This window comes from Umezawaea sp. Da 62-37, assembly GCF_032460545.1.
Classification (GTDB): domain Bacteria; phylum Actinomycetota; class Actinomycetes; order Mycobacteriales; family Pseudonocardiaceae; genus Umezawaea.
Window position 1 is genome coordinate 4177524 of record NZ_CP135965.1, and the last position, 13490, is coordinate 4191013.

Annotated in this window: 14 protein-coding genes and 1 pseudogene; 4 read left to right on the top strand and 11 right to left on the bottom strand. The window is 66.9% G+C overall.

The window, feature by feature from the left end:
- Positions 1-105: 105 nt before the first annotated feature.
- A complete protein-coding gene (locus RM788_RS18575; RefSeq protein ID WP_315932957.1) occupies positions 106-1503 on the top strand; it encodes a site-specific integrase in 1398 nt (465 codons plus the stop codon).
- 59 nt (positions 1504-1562) lie between these two features.
- Here RM788_RS18575 and RM788_RS18580 read toward each other — a convergent pair whose 3' ends face one another.
- From RM788_RS18580 to RM788_RS18605, 6 genes are all read right to left on the bottom strand, one after another.
- On the bottom strand, positions 1563-2492 hold the full coding sequence (locus tag RM788_RS18580) for a type II secretion system F family protein (protein ID WP_315932958.1): 930 nt from the start codon (positions 2490-2492) through the stop codon (positions 1563-1565).
- Positions 2480-3844 (bottom strand): TadA family conjugal transfer-associated ATPase, encoded by a 1365-nt coding sequence (locus RM788_RS18585; RefSeq protein ID WP_315932959.1) that lies wholly within the window; start codon positions 3842-3844, stop codon positions 2480-2482. The genes RM788_RS18580 and RM788_RS18585 overlap by 13 nt, the downstream gene beginning before the upstream one ends.
- Before the next feature lie 113 nt (positions 3845-3957).
- Complete coding sequence (locus tag RM788_RS18590; RefSeq protein WP_315932960.1) at positions 3958-4860, bottom strand: CpaE/TadZ family protein; 903 nt, start codon at positions 4858-4860, stop codon at positions 3958-3960.
- The gene (locus RM788_RS18595; RefSeq protein WP_315932961.1) at positions 4860-5570 is read right to left on the bottom strand and encodes an SAF domain-containing protein; all 711 of its coding nucleotides are present in this window, start codon (positions 5568-5570) and stop codon (positions 4860-4862) included. The genes RM788_RS18590 and RM788_RS18595 overlap by 1 nt, the downstream gene beginning before the upstream one ends.
- Positions 5571-5684: 114 nt before the next feature.
- Positions 5685-6704: a hypothetical protein gene (locus RM788_RS18600; RefSeq protein WP_315934674.1), complete on the bottom strand. Its 1020-nt coding sequence runs from the start codon at positions 6702-6704 to the stop codon at positions 5685-5687.
- Between the two features lie 2 nt (positions 6705-6706).
- Entirely contained in the window at positions 6707-7132 is a 426-nt protein-coding gene (locus RM788_RS18605) for a hypothetical protein (RefSeq protein ID WP_315932962.1), read from the bottom strand.
- Between the two features lie 484 nt (positions 7133-7616).
- On the opposite strand from RM788_RS18605, the gene RM788_RS18610 reads away from it, so the two are divergent.
- A complete protein-coding gene (locus RM788_RS18610; protein WP_315932963.1) occupies positions 7617-8201 on the top strand; it encodes a prepilin peptidase in 585 nt (194 codons plus the stop codon).
- A 29-nt stretch (positions 8202-8230) separates the two neighbouring features.
- Here RM788_RS18610 and RM788_RS18615 read toward each other — a convergent pair whose 3' ends face one another.
- The 5 genes and pseudogenes from RM788_RS18615 to RM788_RS18635 all read right to left on the bottom strand — a co-directional run bounded on the left by RM788_RS18615 (position 8231) and on the right by RM788_RS18635 (position 11530).
- Positions 8231-8422, bottom strand: a complete 192-nt coding sequence (locus RM788_RS18615) for an NUDIX hydrolase (RefSeq protein ID WP_315932964.1) — start codon at positions 8420-8422, stop codon at positions 8231-8233.
- 94 nt (positions 8423-8516) lie between these two features.
- Positions 8517-8702, bottom strand: a pseudogene (locus tag RM788_RS18620) (NUDIX domain-containing protein); the annotation flags it as partial.
- Between the two features lie 189 nt (positions 8703-8891).
- The gene (locus RM788_RS18625; protein ID WP_315932965.1) at positions 8892-9470 is read right to left on the bottom strand and encodes an AbiV family abortive infection protein; all 579 of its coding nucleotides are present in this window, start codon (positions 9468-9470) and stop codon (positions 8892-8894) included.
- Positions 9471-9606: 136 nt separating this feature from the next.
- Positions 9607-10353, bottom strand: a complete 747-nt coding sequence (locus RM788_RS18630; protein ID WP_315932966.1) for a 5-formyltetrahydrofolate cyclo-ligase — start codon at positions 10351-10353, stop codon at positions 9607-9609.
- Between the two features lie 10 nt (positions 10354-10363).
- Positions 10364-11530, bottom strand: a complete 1167-nt coding sequence (locus RM788_RS18635) for a helix-turn-helix transcriptional regulator (RefSeq protein ID WP_315932967.1) — start codon at positions 11528-11530, stop codon at positions 10364-10366.
- Between the two features lie 996 nt (positions 11531-12526).
- On the opposite strand from RM788_RS18635, the gene RM788_RS18640 reads away from it, so the two are divergent.
- The gene (locus tag RM788_RS18640) at positions 12527-12772 is read left to right on the top strand and encodes a hypothetical protein (RefSeq protein ID WP_315932968.1); all 246 of its coding nucleotides are present in this window, start codon (positions 12527-12529) and stop codon (positions 12770-12772) included.
- 221 nt (positions 12773-12993) lie between these two features.
- Positions 12994-13485, top strand: coding sequence for a hypothetical protein (locus tag RM788_RS18645; RefSeq protein WP_315932969.1), 492 nt, complete (start codon positions 12994-12996; stop codon positions 13483-13485).
- Positions 13486-13490 lie beyond the last annotated feature (5 nt).

Sequence of the window (13490 nt, forward strand, 5' to 3'; positions counted from 1 at the left end):
TGGCTTTGCCGAGCCTGTCGGGGCTGGCGGCAATGGCAATCCCGCATCGGCCGCTGCCTGAGCTGCCATCGTGACCTGACGGTCAACGAGCACGGAGCCTGTCGCTTGTGCTGGCTTCAAGCCAAACGCGCACGCGACCCCGAGGACACCATCGACGTCCTCGCCGGGAATCGACATGGCCAGCAGTTGTTCCTGGCCAACATGTCCTCCAGCAAGAACGGCCACCGGCCCCATCCCCGAACCCGACGACGCATCCATCGACCACGGCACTCGCCTACCACAGCCGACAGCGACCAGGCCACGAGCCTTGCGCCGAACCAGCAGGACTTGTTCACGCCACGCCCCTATGAGCAGTCCGTCCGCCGCTACGGATTCGGTGATCCGCCCACCGAGACGGTCGCGGAACGGCTGGGGAAACTGGTCGCCGAGCACGGTGCACGACACGGCTGGTCGCAGCACATCACCACTCAGGCCCATATCGGGACGCGCGTGCTGCTGGCCATGCGCGGCCACGACACCACATCGATCCGCACCAGCGAAGTCGACGAGCTGATCCCCTTGGGTCTGTCGGCTCGTCCCGTCCTGGACGTCCTGGCCGGCGCCGACCTGCTCGTCGACGACCGGACCGCGCCCGTCCGGATCTACTTCGAACGCCAGGTCCGCGATCTGCCCGACCCCATGCTCCGCGAACTGCGCACCTGGTTCGCCGTTCTGCACGAAGGCAGCACCACAGCACCTCGCAGCAAGCCGCGCGCGCCCGGCACCATCAAATCCCGCATCCTGTGGGCGTTGCCGCACCTTCGGACCTGGGCCGAGCAAGGGCATCATTCCCTGCGTGAGATCTCCCGCGACGACATCCTGGACGTGCTGCCGGCGGGCGGGACTCCACGTGCGGGTGTCGGCGGAGCGCTGCGATCGATCTTCAGCACACTCAAGGCCCACAAAGTGACCTTCACCAATCCCACCGCCCACATGAACATGGGCAACTACGAACGCCCCATTCCGTTGCCCGCCAACACCGACACCGTGCGGACGCTGATGAACGTCGCCGACCCGACCGCAGCCGCTCTGGCCACGCTGATCGTGTTCCACGGACTGTCCTCGGCCGAGCTGCGGACCCTGCGGCAGACCGACCTCCGCGACGGCCGGGCCTACCTGGGCAACCGCATCGTGCCGTTGGCCGAGCCGGTGAAAGCGCAACTGCGGCGCTACCTCGATTACCGCCACCAACGATGGCCGGGCAGCATCAACACCCACTTCTTCGTGCACTACCTCAACACCGGCAGCGACCGCCCAGTGACCAGCAACTGGATCAACAAACGCATCGGCATGTCGCCCAGAACGCTCCGCCAGGACCGCATCCTCGACGAAACCATCGCAACCGGTGGCGACATGCGCCGCGTCTGCGACTTCTTCGGCGTCGTCATGGCCACCGCCATGCACTACGCCACAGTGCTCGACCACCCCTCGTTCACCGACGAACCCCGCCCGTCCAAGACCTGAATGCGCGCCACGGACAACGCCCTCGCGACGAGTTCCCGAACCCGACCATCCAGCTACCCTCATCGCACAGCACCAACGTCCGGGTTCCGCCCGATGGATACCTCGGTTTTCCCGAACTCGTGCACCTTGGAGAGGAAGCGGTCGGGCTGGGCGACGCGGGCGATGCGACTCAGCCACGCGAACCCGGCAGCGAACAGTCCCCCGATGCCCAGCAGCACGATCTGCCCGGCGGCGCTGTCGTAGGCGCCCATGTAGGCGCGGTTGAGCAGCACCACGGCGACGGCGAAGGCCAGGGTGGTGCCGACGATGACCCTTACCGAGGTGCGGGTGCGGGCACGGCCGGCCTCGACACGCATCCGCATCGAGGCTTGCCCGCGGGCGGCGTCGGCCAGTGACCCGAGCAGTTCGGCGAGCCGGCGGGTCTGTTGTTCGGCGGCCAGCAGCAGAGCGGCAATGACCAAGTCGCCCACCGGGTCATCCAGGCGTTCACCAAGGCGTCGCAAGGCGGGCGCGAGCCGGTCGCCGTTCTCGATGCCGGCGGCGAGCTCGCCGACCTCACCGCGGATGGCCGTCGGCGCCAGCGGTGCCGTGGCGAGGATGGCCTGCTCGAGACCGGCGGCGGCCGACAAGGTGTCGCGCAGCATCTCGGTCCAGGTGGCGACGGCCTCGATCCGCGCCACGCGGCGAGCGTGCTCGGGGTCGCGGCCCAGCACCCGCGGCAGCGCCCAGGCGGCGAGCCCTGCAAGGACGGCGCCGACGACCCAGCCGGTGAGCAGACCGGTCACCACCCCGGCGGTCACGGCGAGCGCGATCCGCAGACTCCGGTGCTGATCGACGGCCCCTGCCCTACGGGTCCGGGTGCGGCGCTGACGCCGCGGGTCGGTGCCGCGCCAGCCGAGGACCACCAGCAGCAGGCCGAGCCCGGTGCCGACGCCGAGCAGCGCGGCAGCGGCGGTCGTAGGGCTCAGGGTGATGTTCACTGTCCCCACCAGCCCTCGGGGTTCTCCAGGATGCCGGGGTCGAAGCCGACGTCGGTCAGGTCGTCGAGGGTGTCGCCGCGCAGTGCTCCGGCCACGGGCCGGGCCCGGCGGTCGGTGCCTGGCCGGTAGACCTCGTTGGAGATCACCTGCGGGCCGTCGGCGCCGACGACCTCGCGGATCGAGGACACGACACGGATGCGGCGGTCCTCGGCGCGGGCCAGGTGCACCACGAAGTGCACCGCCGAGGCGACCAGCAGGTTGGTGGCCTCCAGCGGCAGTCGTTCGACGCCTTGAGCGGCGTAGGACGCGAGCCGGGTGAACGCGATCCGAGAGCTGGAGGCGTGCAGGGTGGCCATCGAGCCGTCGTTGCCCTGCGACATCGCGTTGCACATCGGGATGACCTCGGGACCGCGGATCTCGCCGACGATCACCCTGTCCGGCGACATGCGCAGGCCCCACCGCACGAGTTCGGCCTGGCTGATCGCGCCCGCGCCCTCGACGTTGGCTTCGCGGGCCTGGAAGGCGGTCACGTCGGCGTGGATATCCGGGTCGTGGTCCAGGCCGAGTTCGAAGGCGTCCTCGATGGTGACGATGCGCTCCAGCGGGTCCATCTCCGAAGCCAGCCCACGCAGCAAGGTGGTCTTGCCCGCGCCGGTACCGCCGGTGATCAACACGTTCTTGCGGGCCTTGACCAGCGCTCGCAGGAACTGCTCCAGGCCAGGGTCGAGGGTGCCGCGGCGGCGCAACTCGGGGAGGGTGACGGTGAGGTAGCCGTGGCGGCGGATCGACAGCGCGGTCACGCCCCCGGCGGTCAGGCCCATCACCGCGAACAGCCGTTCCCCGCCGGGGAGCTGGAGGTTGACCGCCGGGGAGCCCTGGTCGAAGCGGCGCTCCTGGCTCGATGCGCGGGCGGCGAGCAACCGGACCAGGTCGGTCAGCTCCTCGTTCGAGCCCGCGATCGGGGCGACCGGGGCTCGGCGGCCGTCGTTGTACTGGACAAAGACCCGGTCGAACCTGTTGGCGTTAATCGTCTCCACCGTCGGGTCGTCCAACAGCGGCTGCAAGCCGGCCATGCCGAACAGCTCGTTGACGACCTCGCCGAGCACCCGCTGCTCGACCTCGCGGGGCAGCAACTGCCGGCCCGCGGCCAGCTCGTTCTCGGTGTGCACCCGCAGCGCCTCGTCGAGGATGCCGCGCGCCAGCTCGCGCCGCGCCTCGCGGGTGGCGGTCGTTCCCGTGCGGTCCTGCTGATCGGCCACCCGCTGCGGCAGCTCGGCGTTCAACCGCTCCCGCAGGTGCTGCCGCAGCCTCGTCGTGGCGGCCGAGAGATCGGCTGTGTCCTCCTCGGTACCCCAGCCCATCGGCGGCACCCCGGCGTCGGAGCCAGGTGCGGCGCCGCCGAACAAGGCCGGTCCGGGCGGCTGCTGATGAGGGCGTAGAGGAACCGGTGCCGGATAGTGGTTGGTCGGGTACGTCACGATGCCTGCCCTCCCTGCTTGTCGCGGTGGTCGGTTGCGGGGCTCGGCACGACACGGCCCCCGTTGGACGAGACCGCGTCGGGTGGCACACCCGGAACCGAGCGCAGAACGGAGACTGGCGCCACGGGCGCAGCGGGCCGGGGCTCAGGTTGGGTGGTCGGCGTGCGCTCGTGGGTAGCGAGTTCAGAGGCGACGCGGTGGGCGAAGCGCCCAAGCGTGGAGTGCGCCGGGCCGCTGCGACCCCACCGCAGCTTGTTCGGCCGACCGCAGAGCACGGCCGCGCCGTTCGGGTCGTCGGGCACTCGACCCAGTGGTGGCACGCCGAGTTCGCGGGCGACCTCGGCGGTGGAGTAGCCCTCGCCCACCAGCAGCAGCACCGGGTTCGGGCTCCAGCGGCCGATCGTGGGCAGACGGCGCGGCAGGTGCGCGAGGTCGTCGGCGTGTGCCCGCGACAGCAGTACCACCACGTCGGAGGCGCGCACGATCGACAAGGCGGGCGAGCCGGGGTCCACGCGTCCGCAGTCGGCGATGACCACCGTGTCCGGTCGGTTGGCCGCCGCCCGCAGGACACCGAGCCCGCTGGTCGGATCGGGAGCCAGCGCGGCCAGTGCCGCGCGGGCCTGGTCGGCGTCCGGCGGGGCGGCGATCACCGGCAGGCCACCGGGAAGCTGCTGGGTATGCCGCCACACCAGGTCGGCGTCGCTGTCACGGCGTGCGGCGGCGGCCAGGCTCCCCAAGCCCGGTGTCGAGGACAAGGAGAACCGCAGGCCGAGGTCACCACCGGAGGGGTCGGCCTCGACCACCAGCGCACGCGCCGGAGCGGGCCAGCGGGCCGCCAGCGCCACGGCCAGCGTCGTGGTCCCCGGTGAGCCTTTCAAGGACAGGACCGAGATCAACATCAGCGACCTCCAGCGGAGAGCATCACGATCGACAACTGGCCGGCCGGCACGGCGGCGACCTGGCGGGCGGCGGCCTCGGCGAGCTGCACCGACACCACGGTGGTCTGGTCGTTCGCCGCAGCGGTCACGCTGGTCACCACCGCGGGCCAGACCGTGCCGCCATCGGCAGGTGGGTTGCCGGCGGTCCCGGCTTGGCCGGGGACGAACACCACCGACACCCGCGCTCCCGGTCCGACTTCCGCCGGGAACTGGCCAGGTTTGAGGGCGAGAGCGGCGATGGCCTGCCCGCTCGTGGGGAGTGCGGCGCCGCCGACGGCGTCCGGGGTGAGCAGCGCCCCGGCCGACAGGCTGGTGGCCATCGGCCTGCCGACCACGGTGGCCGCCTGCTCGGCACCGACGACCGCGACGCCGGGGTCGACCGCGACGTTGACCTGTCGCAGGTCCTGTGTGGTCAGTACGTGCCCTACCGGTACGCCGCGGGCCAGCGCGAGCACGGCTTGTCGATCTCCGGAGTTCAGGGAGATCAGCACGAACCCGCCCACGCAGGCCAGGACGAGCAGCACGCCGAGCAGCAGGTACGGCACGCTGCGACGGCGGCCGGTGGAGCGCAGCCGCGAGACGGGTTGCTTCTTGCCGTCATTGATCCAGGGGCCGGTGGCCGTGCTCGTGGCTCGGTCAGTGTCAGGCCGGATCGTAGTGTTGGTGCTCACGCCGGTACCTCCAAAAGGCATGGGGGTAGTGCGCCGCGTCGCCGAAGGGTGATCAGCGAGCGGAACAGGTGGTCATCGGTTTGTGGCCGCCTCGCCGAGAGGCTGGCGTGCTGGTCAGCCGCCGCCGTTGTTGAGGGCCTGCGACTCCGCCACGCGGAAGGTCGCGTTGCCGGTCGTGGTCATGTCCGGGAACGTCCCGCCCTGACCCGCGCCCGACCAGGTCACCGTCCAGTGCACGGTCGCCGTCACCGGGTACGCCTGTCCTGCTTGGCTCGCTGATGAGCGGCGGTAGATGTGGCCGCAATCCGGTGAGGGTGCTTGGGGATCGGTTCCGGCCTGGTAGGGCGTTCCGGCGCCGGTGCAGGTGACGGTGGAGCCGTCGCCCATCGCCCAGCTCACCGAGGTCGGCGTCGCGACCGCCGTCACCGAGACGCCGGGCACCGCGGCGGTGGCCGAGACCGGGCCCCAGCCGCCGGAGAGCCACATCCAGGTCGGCAGGTTCACCAACTGGTCGCCGGCCGGGTTCGCCGCGATCGACGGCGAGGGCAGCCGCAGCTGCTTGCGCGCCATCTGCGCGAGTTCGGCGGGCGAGGGCAGCAGAGCCGCGCCCGGCTGCTGACCGTCAGCGATCCATACCGGAGGCCGGTAAAGGCCGTCCGTGACTCCCTCGGTTGAGCACTTCCACACGTACCAAGCACCGGGCCCTTGGCCAGGCTGCGCCGCCTGCGCGTGGATGATCGTCGGGCGGGACGCCACGGCCTGCACAACTCCGCCGGTGGCGGTCGGTTGCTTGTACGCGACGGTGATTACGCCTCCGGCCGGAGGCTGGTAGTCGCTCTTCACGTACGAGCAACTCGCTAGGTTCGAGTCACCGCCGATGATCGTGTCACCGGGGTTGCTGGGCTTCCCGGTGCCGGGGTTGTTGCCGGTGCCAGGATGGTTCGGATTGTTGCCTTGCCCCGGGCTAGTGCCAGGCCGTCCGTTGTTGCCGTTGTTACCCGCACCCAGGTCACATGCGGGGGTGGGGACCTGACTGCAATTGGTGTTTCCCCAGCCGCCATCCGCGAGAGCAGGAGCTGCGAGTCCGAGCAGGCTTGCAGCGACGATTCCGGTAACGGTTGCGAAGCGTCGCATGATCAACACGTCCCCACATCATGTACGCCGAAGTCCGATACCTTCCAGGAGCCGTCGGCTTGCTTTTCGACGATGGCGTTGATCGCTTGACGACCTCCCAACTCCTTATCGGAAAGCTGGCCGTTGTCAGCGCGGTACTTCAACCAATTCGTCGAATCGCCGCAGTCGGAAACGATGACCTTGTTCGGGTCAGTTGCGGGTTCCGCTGACGACACGGACGGGTTCAGCACCGGCTCGCCCTTGGTGACCAGCCCGTTGTAGTGATCGGCGTACAGGCCGCGAGACAAGTTCGTCAACGCGACACCCGTCGCGTGCTGCCCCAGCTTCGCTGACTGCCAGTCGGATGTCCGCCCGGCTTCGACAAAGTCCTGCCACATTCCTCGGTACGCAGCCAGAGCACCGTTCTTCGCCTTGTCGCTGGCAGACAACGAGGTGCTCGGACTCGACGTCGCCGGAGGCGCCGCTACTGGACTCGATGTCTTAGAAGGTGAACTCGTCGGGTTGCCGGAGCTACAAGCCGCAAGGACCGCAAGGCCCACCGCACCCATGACCGCGCGACCACCCCAAGAGCGAAACGTCCCCCCTGCCACAGGTGTACCCCCACACTTCCGTAACGATCATCTTGTGTCTCGTGACACATACCACGTCTACACCACGACCCCCCACCGACTGCAAAGTCGGAATGCACTGACTTTGAAGTCGGTATGGCACCTACTCACAAAGATTCACTCGATCGGTCTACTTCGATCACTCTGTGGGTTGCTGCGGGGTATCACTTAGAGCAAAGGATTCGGCACCTTGGGGGGCGGAAGCTGTGTTGATGTTGCTACGACGGGTGATGAGCGGTGAGGGCACTTGACCTCACCGATATTGATCATTGCTTGGGCCGGACTCGGCCTATCGTCCGGATTCGTGTTCGGCCTGCTGCCGCAAAAACTACTGCGGACGAAGCCGTTCAGCCGCTGGAGCTGGGCGGGGGCGGCAGTGGTTACCGGGCTGCTGTTCACCGGACTGGCTTGGCGGCTGGACTGGAGCCTCGCCTTGCTGGCGTACAGCTACCTAGCAGCCGTGCTGGTACCGCTCGCGATGGTGGATTGGGTCGAACAGCGCCTTCCAGGCGCGGTGGTGCTCCCCAGCTACCTCGTCCTCGCCGCTGCCTTCAGCGTGGATGCTGCGCTCAAGTCGAGCTACGACAACCTGCTGCGTTCGCTGGCCGGCATGGTCGTTCTCGCTGCGGCCTACCTCGGCCTCGCACTCGCGGTCGGCGGACTCGGTGCCGGCGACGTCAAACTTGCCGGGCTCCTGGGACTCGCGCTCGGCTGGTGGAGCTGGACAGCGCTGCTCGCCGGGACGTTTCTCGGTTGGCTGCTCGCAGCGATCGTTAGGGTTGCACTCAGAGCAACCGGACGTCTCAAGCGCGACGAACCGATGCCGCTCGGCCCCTTCCTCGCATTGGGCACCGTGGCGACCGTCGTGTTGACTGCGACCGGCTCTTAGCGTGAATGAGCGCGCTGGTGCCACCTGAGTTACTCTGAGTAATCTGTGGCGCTCGTCGCGAGGGCGTCGTGAGCGCGAGCCAACCGCCGCGCCATGTCGGGCCGTAGCATGGTCTTGGCTTCGGCGAGTTCGACGAAGGTGAAATCGCCGATCTCCGGATCGCAGATTCGGATGGCCTCTACTTGCGCTGGCAACAACGTCCCGCCGTCGAAAATGAACACCAACTGGTCCGCGAGGTCCGACCCAGTCCAGGACTAAGACGCCGCCGGCAGTGACAGTGAGGCCGAGTTCCTCGGCCAGTTCGCGGGTGCCTGCCGCCCGCGGCGGTTCGTTGCTCTCCACCATGCCGCCGGGGAGGTCCCAGTTGGCCTTGCAGGTGGGGTTCACCAACAGAATGCGCCCAGCTTCGTCCCGGATAAGCAGATCGGCGGCCACGCGCTTGCGGGCCTGCTTGGCGTTGCCCTCCGCGAGGTAGGCGAAGCGCGCCTCTTCATCGATCATGTCAGCCACGACGACACTTCGCCATTGTCTTCTCTGGAGGCGGCCGAGAGGCCAGCAACGGTGACGAGAAGGACGAGACCCGGTTCGACTTCGAGGGCAGGCTCAGCACGCCACCTCGCCTTCGAATGCGATCTCCCAAGCGCCGGTGGATGACTTCTCGCGCGCGCCGTTTTGGGCTCCACCAGGTTTTTAATCCGCCACTGCCCGCCTCCGTGCCGTCGAATACAGCATCTCGAAAGTTTGATCATCTAAGGTTCCTTCCATAGCAGAAATTGTAGTGATCACTTTGTCGACCAGGCCGACCATTTTCCTAGCATCTTCTGCAGTAAAGGCATCGCGTGGCTCCACTGCGACACCGTCTTTAAAATCGACATACAATGCCGCCAACTTTCCACCCAATGCAATCTGGTTAAGAGTTTCACGAGTCGACCATGCTTCCAGCCATTCCTCGTAGAGCGTGCCGTAGTGTCCGATATCAACGAGGGCAGCGTGCCATTTATCAAACTTGGCAACGTGCCAACTCAAGCTTCTCCAGAAAGCGTTCCAGCTCTCTGGTGAATCGGGGTCGAGTCGAGTGGCATGGAGGCACGTATGGAACTTGCCGTATTCCTCAGCGGCTAGTACCGCGAGGGCATACGCCCGCGGCCGCCTCTGAGCATCGAGAAGAACCTTGGCGTCGGCCAGGAGATCGGTCGCGTTCATTAGGGCAGCCCGTGCGAAGGCTGCCAATTGACCGGGAGCGAGCGGCGGCTTTGCTGACGAACTCATGCCTGCATCTTGCCCGCACAACTAGATCCCGGACCAGTGGATTAGCCTGGCGCGCCCATCGTCAAAGTCCTCCTTACCGGGAGACTCCACGCCCATACAGCCAGACTCCGCGAGTCATTTGAGCCGCTCGGCCGAGTCAGGTCGCACCTTGGCTTCGACGAAGTGCGGAGGCCCGTGAGGCGAGAGCCGGGATGGCGGCGATCTTCTCGGCAGGGAGGCGCTCCCACAGCAAGCCTGACGGGCGACGTGATGGACCGCAACTGATCACCTCGTCAGGCGTGACGATGAGATCAACGCTGAAGTCGTGCTCCGACTCAGGCAGGTCGCCGTCGACGACTTGGAGTGAGTGCACGGTGGTAGCAATCACAGTCTCGGGTCGGATGAGGCCCGCTTCCTGCAGGAGCGCTACCTCAAGGTCTGAGTAGCCAGCTCCCTTGCCCAGCCTGACGCCGCGACGGTTCACCGCGACACTGCCGCACACGATGAGGTCGATCGGCAGCAGGCTGTCCACCTCGACCGTGGGTGCGATGTCTGCGGCGACGTGACTGTCGGCCGCCTGCTCTGGGGGCACGGTGAGTTGTTCGGGGTCAAGCAGGTAGAAGGGCCGCTGCTTCGCCAGCCTCGGGACAGCCATGTAGACGATCTTGCCCTCCCTTAACGCTCGTGCTCGGACTGGGAGTTGCGCCTTGTCCGGTACGGCTTTGACGACCTGGGCCGACTTCCAGGCTGGCAATGCGGCGAGACGGTCAGCGGCGATGTGCGCACCGATGAAGTTGGGGATACGGCCGTGTACGTCAGCATCGTGTACGGCGGCTCGGGCCGTGAGGGCATCCCAGACCTGTGCGCGAGCTATGTTCTTCAGGCTATCGATGGAGTTGGTCACCCGGTGCTCCTTACGCGGCGGTCATCAGAGACAGCAGGCGGTCGTGGACATCCTGGACAAAGGGCTCGGCCCGCCAACGCCGCAATTCTCGGGCGGCGTCGAAGACAATGTTCATGCCTCCTCCGCCTCGGGTGGTCTCGACGAGGTCAATGGCCTCGTGCAGGACTGCGGCGGCGGCGTCTGGCTCACCTTGCCGAACCTGCGCGAGTGAAAGGTTGCCGAGGATGATCGCCCGTGACTTACTCGACCGTCGTGTCGCGCGCGCAACTTTTTCCAAAATTTGCTGAGCACGTCGGTGGTGGCCGAGGAACAGGTAACAGGAACCCATGAGCCGGGCGAATTGACCACCCGAGAATATGTGATAGGCAGGATCGTTCTCGGTAACTTTACCGAAGCGGCTCTCAGCCTCCGCGAGCGCCAATTCGCAACTGCGCTCATCTCCGAGCATGGCGTGGGCTTCCGCGCTGTGGAGCAATGCTAGTCCGGTCAGCACGGCGCTGGTCGCTGACGTCGTGTCCGCAACGTGGCGGGTGAGCACGAGGCCGGCGTGAGGATCGTGGTCTCCGTAGAGGGCGAGATAGCTCGCCCGAAGCATCGCGTGGCCTTCCGCGGTCACATCCCCGAGTTCACGGGCGGCAGTTGCGGCCTGGTCGAAGTAGGTACGCGCGCTATGTTGATCGTGGCGCTGCGAGGCATCCCAGACCAGTTGCCCCATGAGTGTCGCTGCCTCGGCTTCTACCGCTTTCAACTCGCGTCGAACACGTCCGTACGGTGCCTCACGAACGAGAAAGGCGATCTGACCGAAGGTTGGGCCTGCCTCGGCCAGTAGTGGAATGGAAGGGGCGCGATCGTAGCGCGCATCCAGCTCTTGCACTTCCTGTCGGAGTTGGGCGACTGCGACGAGATCGACACCCGTCGGGCGCTGCAACGCGTAGCTCACGTGGTCGCCGTTGAGCGATGTGCTGGTCGGCTTCTCGGAGAGGTATTGCTCCAGTACCTCTGGGGAGATCGCGAGGGCCTTCGCGACATCAGCCTGGTTCCACGGCTGGGGCGACTGGGTACCGCGCTCCCATCGCGCAACACTGGAGCGGTCGACCTTGACGCGGGTAGCGAAGCTCTCCTGCGTGTATCCCATCGCCGCCCTTCGCCGGGCCAGGCTCTCTCGTCGCGGCGTCATGATTTGTCCCCGTTCGTAGCTGCTGGGCCACGGCGATGGTCCCGCTGCTGTTTTAGCAGGTCAAGACGCATTGCCGTCGGGGGCAGCACCATCCTGGTAACGATCGGCGACTACGTTGCGCGCTCAGCTTCGTCCAACAGCTCCCTCATGCGGCGGTGTGCCGCTACCACGACTCATGCCATCGTGTCTCTGCCTTTGCGAGGAATACGCACAGTGGCATTCGTTTTCACCCAGATGGCATATCGGGATTGTACTGCCATTTCCGCAGGTCACAGCACCTGTCGCCCCGTGCACGCCCCATCGCCGCCGCGCAGCCGCTCTGGTTCGCCGTGTGTGGCGGACGTTTAGCTGCGTTGGCGGGTTCTACCAGCACCGTTACCACCGGAACCCGCCACCCGCCCGGTACGACGGGCAAACAACTAAACGCTCGACGCTATGGGAGTAGCAGAAGTTCAGGACAAAAGTAAATCGGGACTCGCTGAGTATCGGAGTAGATGATGAAACTCTCCCAGCGATTCGCGGAACCATTGGTTTCGCGATGCCCACAAGCAAAGCTCGCTGTGCCGCGTTTTCTCGTGCAGCCGGTGTGGGTACGGAATGGGACCACCGCACAGGGCGGTGACGCACGATGAATGACTGCGGACCTTGGGTGGTGACGTGCCGCGATGTCGTCGGCCGCCCGCGGAGTCTGATGGTGCTCGTGCGCGGCTCGGAGGTCGTAGTAGTGGCGCCCGCAGGTGAGGCAGCCGCACTCGACGCCGCCGAATCCGAGCAGTTCCGTTCTGTGTTCACCAAGGCCGAGGAGGTGGCCGCCACTTCGCCCCCCGGTGGGTCCGGCACCTCGGAGACGACCGGTGCAGTGAGTCCGGTGAGGCAGCACGGCGACGGTGATCCCCCGACCGTCGCGGGGCAGCTTGCCTCACCGCCATGTCGCGGCGGAACCACGACCCCGATACCTGGTTTCGCCGCGACCCCCACCCTGCGAAGTGGTTTCGCATGATCGCGGTGGCCCCGGTGATCACCGCGATCGCCGCCGTGGTGTTCGTCAGTTGCCTGCTTCATCGTGCCTTCCGTGAACGGCAACGTTCCGCAGCGGCTTCCGGTAAGCACTGCCGGAATGCACCGCCTGTCGGCAGGCACTGGCGCGAGCCGAAGCAGCCGCCGTCACCAGTCCTGCTGCACGCGCTGGAGACCGTCGGCACACACGGGTTGGGCTTCATCCGAGAAAGCGAAGCCGCGTGAGCCCCTCGACGGCGCACCGATGAGCGTGCTCCGGGTTCGGTCCTGACCCTGCGGGTTCAGAGCTGTGCTCGAAGTTCTCCGACTCGCGAAGTTCCCGCGCTGATCTTCTTCGGCGCGGTCCATGCGGCGATGAACGCCGCCCCAGATCGCGGCGGAGCCGAGGCTTTCCCTTAAGGCACCTCGGCTCCGCCGTACCCACCCGTAGGCAAGGAGCCTGTTTCATGACCACGGCAACAGCGCCACAAACACGAGAGCTCGACGTCGTCGACACTGGTGTGCTCTCTCGGTACCACGCCGGCCTGCGGAGCTGGCCGACCACCATCGAACCGGACACCGGCGAGGTGCGGTTGAGTGTGGGCCACGCGGTCGACGCGCTGGTCATGCGGGCCGGGTTCGGCGGCGAGGTCAACCACCAGCTCGTGCAGGCGATGCTGCGGGCTCCGATCATCGTCGTACCCGGTTCGCCGGGCACGAAGCCGGACGACTGGATCTTCCTGACCCAGCCGCGCACGACGATGCGCCAGTCCACCAGCGCGGACCTGGTTTCCGCACAGGTCGGTTGGTATGAGGTCGGAGCGACAATTCCTTTGCCCGCGTTCGGTTCCACCAATGGTGGGCTGCGGTGGGTACAGCGGCCCAAGTCCGGTGTGGAGTTGCCCGGATGGGGCGCGGTCGTCGGCGCCGTCCGCCGGACTTTCGGGCGGACGTGGTGAAACCT

Bases quoted from the DNA above. Each gene is read 5' to 3' on its own strand.
- RM788_RS18585 (WP_315932959.1), bottom strand. From the start codon at position 3,844: ATGGGCTGGGGTACCGAGGAGGACACAGCCGATCTCTCGGCCGCCACG.
- RM788_RS18590 (WP_315932960.1), bottom strand. From the start codon at position 4,860: ATGTTGATCTCGGTCCTGTCCTTGAAAGGCTCACCGGGGACCACGACG.
- RM788_RS18600 (WP_315934674.1), bottom strand. From the start codon at position 6,704: ATGCGACGCTTCGCAACCGTTACCGGAATCGTCGCTGCAAGCCTGCTC.
- RM788_RS18625 (WP_315932965.1), bottom strand. From the start codon at position 9,470: ATGAGTTCGTCAGCAAAGCCGCCGCTCGCTCCCGGTCAATTGGCAGCC.
- RM788_RS18635 (WP_315932967.1), bottom strand. From the start codon at position 11,530: ATGACGCCGCGACGAGAGAGCCTGGCCCGGCGAAGGGCGGCGATGGGA.
- RM788_RS18640 (WP_315932968.1), top strand. From the start codon at position 12,527: ATGATCGCGGTGGCCCCGGTGATCACCGCGATCGCCGCCGTGGTGTTC.
- RM788_RS18645 (WP_315932969.1), top strand. From the start codon at position 12,994: ATGACCACGGCAACAGCGCCACAAACACGAGAGCTCGACGTCGTCGAC.